The 2,500-nt window shown below is 54.4% G+C and carries 1 protein-coding gene and 2 rRNA genes (1 of these 3 cut by a window edge); 1 reads left to right on the forward strand and 2 read right to left on the reverse strand.

The window, feature by feature from the left end; genetic code table 11:
- The coding region (locus tag GJT30_18705; GenBank protein MSM41652.1) for a YjbQ family protein at positions 1-114 on the forward strand (114 nt) is incomplete at its 5' end.
- Between the two features lie 97 nt (positions 115-211).
- Here the strand turns inward: GJT30_18705 and rrf are convergent.
- Positions 212-328 (reverse strand): 5S ribosomal RNA (gene rrf, locus GJT30_18710).
- Between the two features lie 249 nt (positions 329-577).
- Positions 578-2,500, reverse strand: a 23S ribosomal RNA gene (locus tag GJT30_18715) (it continues 1,047 nt past the right edge of the window).

Raw genomic sequence — 2,500 nt, forward strand, 5'->3', positions numbered from 1 at the left:
ATCAAAGCCATAACGGGAGGGGCACTGGAGCTTGGTCCGTGGGAGCAGGTATTTTACGGGGAGTATGACGGGAAGCGTCGGAAGCGTGTGCTGGTCAAGATCATCGGTGAGTGAGGACGGTCGCAGGAGGTTCGGCTGCCGCAGGCGGCCGGGGCGTTTCGGGTAAAAAAAAGCCCCGCATCTTTCCAGGTGCGGGGCTTTTCTTATTAATTCCCGGCGGCGACCTACTCTCCCACATAGTTACCCATGCAGTACCATCGGCCCTGAGGGACTTTACTTCCGTGTTCGGGATGGGAACGGGTGTGACCCCCTCGGCATTGCCACCGAGAAACTCTGCGGCTTCGGCTAAGGGCCGGCTGCGGCGTTGCCTGCGTCGCATCTTGTTCACCGTAGCGCTGCTACGCCTCACAATCTGCTCCTTGGCTGCCTTGCATCCGACTCCTTATCCTGTGCCGGTGGGCACAGGTAAAGCCTGATCGTATCTCGGCAATCGCATAGTTTCTGTAGCAGGCGTTTGTTCGTTTGGATTGCTTGCTGGTTCGGGGGTGGGGTTACCACCCCCGTGCCAGATTTCTTTTTTTATGGTCAAGCCTCACGGCCGATTAGTACCGGTCAGCTGAGTACATTACTGTACTTACACACCCGGCCTATCAACGTTGTAGTCTCCAACGGGCCTTTAGGGGTTGTTACACCCAGGGATACCTAGTCTTGAAGGAGGCTTCCCGCTTAGATGCTTTCAGCGGTTATCCTTTCCGCACATAGCTACCCAGCCATTGCCCCTGGCGGGACAACTGGAACACTAGCGGTGCGTCCATCCCGGTCCTCTCGTACTAAGGACAGCTCTTCTCAAGTATCCTACGCCCACGGTAGATAGGGACCAAACTGTCTCACGACGTTTTAAACCCAGCTCGCGTACCGCTTTAATTGGCGAACAGCCAAACCCTTGGGACCTACTTCAGCCCCAGGATGCGATGAGCCGACATCGAGGTGCCAAACCTCCCCGTCGATGTGAACTCTTGGGGGAGATCAGCCTGTTATCCCCGGAGTACCTTTTATCCGTTGAGCGACGGCCCTTCCATACAGAACCGCCGGATCACTAAGACCTACTTTCGTACCTGCTCGACTTGTGGGTCTCGCAGTCAAGCTCCCTTATGCCTTTACACTCTACGGCTGGTTTCCAATCAGCCTGAGGGAACCTTCGCGCGCCTCCGTTACTCTTTGGGAGGCGACCGCCCCAGTCAAACTACCCACCAGACAGTGTCCCCGACCCGGATGACGGGCCTAGGTTAGACACCCAAAACAACCAGGGTGGTATTTCAAGGGTGACTCCACCGAAACTGGCGTCCCGGCTTCATAGTCTCCCACCTATCCTACACAAGCTATTCCGAATGTCACTGTCAAGCTGTAGTAAAGGTTCACGGGGTCTTTCCGTCTTACCGCGGGTACTCGGCATCTTCACCGAGAATTCAATTTCGCTGAGCCACTGGTTGAGACAGCGCGGAAGTCGTTACACCTTTCGTGCGGGTCGGAACTTACCCGACAAGGAATTTCGCTACCTTAGGACCGTTATAGTTACGGCCGCCGTTTACCGGGGCTTCAATTCAAAGCTTCGCCTTGCGGCTAACAAATCCCCTTAACCTTCCGGCACCGGGCAGGCGTCAGACCCTATACGTCGACTTTCGTCTTTGCAGAGTCCTGTGTTTTTAGTAAACAGTCGCTACCGCCATTTCTCTGCGACCTCCATCGGCTTCACGTGCGAATCGCTACACCTAGTGGAGGCACACCTTCTCCCGAAGTTACGGTGTCATTTTGCCGAGTTCCTTAACCAGTGTTCTCTCAAGCACCTTAGGATTTTCTCCTCACCCACCTGAGTCGGTTTACGGTACGGTCTCTTGTTACCTGAAGCTTAGAGGCTTTTCTTGGAAGCATGGGATCAACGACTTTATGAGCATACGCTCTCGTCATCACGCCTCGGCGTTGAATGGGAATGCGGATTTGCCTACACTCCCCGCCTACACGCTTAAACCGGGACATCCAGTACCCGGATCGCCTACCCTTCTCCGTCCCCCCATCGCAGTAGCAAGAGGTACAGGAATATTAACCTGTTTCCCATCAACTACGCCTTTCGGCCTCGCCTTAGGGACCGACTAACCCTACGCAGATTACCTTTACGTAGGAAACCTTGGGTTTTCGGTGACAAGGTTTCTCACCTTGTTTTTCGCTACTCATGTCAGCATAATCTCTTGTGATACCTCCAGCCGTCCTCACGGTCGACCTTCGCAGGCTTACACAATGCTCCCCTACCACTCATACCTTAAGGTACGAATCCGCAGCTTCGGTACTATGCTTAGCCCCGGTACATTTTCCGCGCAGACCCACTTGACCAGTGAGCTATTACGCTTTCTTTAAAGGGTGGCTGCTTCTAAGCCAACCTCCTGGTTGTCTGGGCGTTTCCACATCGTTTTCCACTTAGCATAGATTTTGGGACCTTAGCTGGCGG

The organism is Geobacter sp. (assembly GCA_009684525.1).
In the GTDB taxonomy this organism is placed as follows: Bacteria; Desulfobacterota; Desulfuromonadia; order Geobacterales; family DSM-12255; genus Geoanaerobacter.